This window comes from Halochromatium glycolicum, from assembly GCF_016584085.1.
Classification (GTDB): domain Bacteria; phylum Pseudomonadota; class Gammaproteobacteria; order Chromatiales; family Chromatiaceae; genus Lamprobacter; species Lamprobacter glycolicus.
Window position 1 is genome coordinate 1 of record NZ_NRSJ01000123.1, and the last position, 868, is coordinate 868.

The 868-nt window shown below is 63.0% G+C and carries 1 protein-coding gene; it reads right to left on the reverse strand.

Annotation, left to right across the window (positions count from 1 at the left end):
• Positions 1-798: N-6 DNA methylase (locus CKO40_RS23790; RefSeq protein ID WP_338074262.1), on the reverse strand; the 798-nt coding region annotated here is incomplete at its 3' end.
• Positions 799-868: the final 70 nt, after the last annotated feature.

Genomic DNA, 868 nt, shown 5'->3' on the forward strand with positions numbered 1-868 from the left:
CGCCAACTGCGTCTCGAGCTTCGTCCGCAGCTCGGCGAACTTCTCGGGAAACGGCACGCCGTCATCCTCGACCGCCGCGGCGCCGACATAACGCCCCGGTGTGAGCACGTAGCCATGACCGCGAATCTCCTCGAGCGTCGAGGACTTGCAGAATCCGGGCTCGTCGAAATACTCGGGCGCGTCCAACTCGCCGCGCCAGGCATGGTAGGCGGTCGCGATGCGCTCGATATCCTCGCCGGAGAACTCGCGTCGGGTGCGATCGACCAAGTGCCCGAGCTTGCGGGCGTCGATGAACAGCACCTGACCGCGCCGGTCGCCGAGGCCAGCGGGCATCTGATTCTTGTTGCGGGCCAGGAACCACAGGCAGGCCGGGATCTGGGTGGAATAGAAGAGCTGGCCGGGCAGCGCGATCATGCAGTCGACCACGTCGGCCTCGACCATCGCCTGACGGATGGCGCCCTTGCCGGATTGGGTCGAGGACATCGAGCCGTTGGCGAGCACCACGCCGGCGGTGCCGTTGGGGCTGAGGTGGTGCAGGATGTGTTGCAGCCAGGCGAAGTTGGCATTGCCGGCGGGTGGCGTGCCGTAGGTCCAGCGGGCATCGTCCTTGAGCTTGTCGCCGCCCCAGTCGGAGATGTTGAACGGCGGATTGGCGAGGATGAAGTCGGCGCCCAGGTCCGGTACAGCAATTCCCGCCGCAAAAATATCTGCTTTAGAAACAATAAGTTGGCTTTGAGCCGAAAAAAATCTTTCGTAAACTTTTGAAGCCGAATCAGTATACTGCCACGACCTTCTCAAGCTGCGAGGCAGGTATTGATGAGTGGTCCGTTCTCACGCCAGCACCTCAGCGTCGCGGGACTGCTGCGCG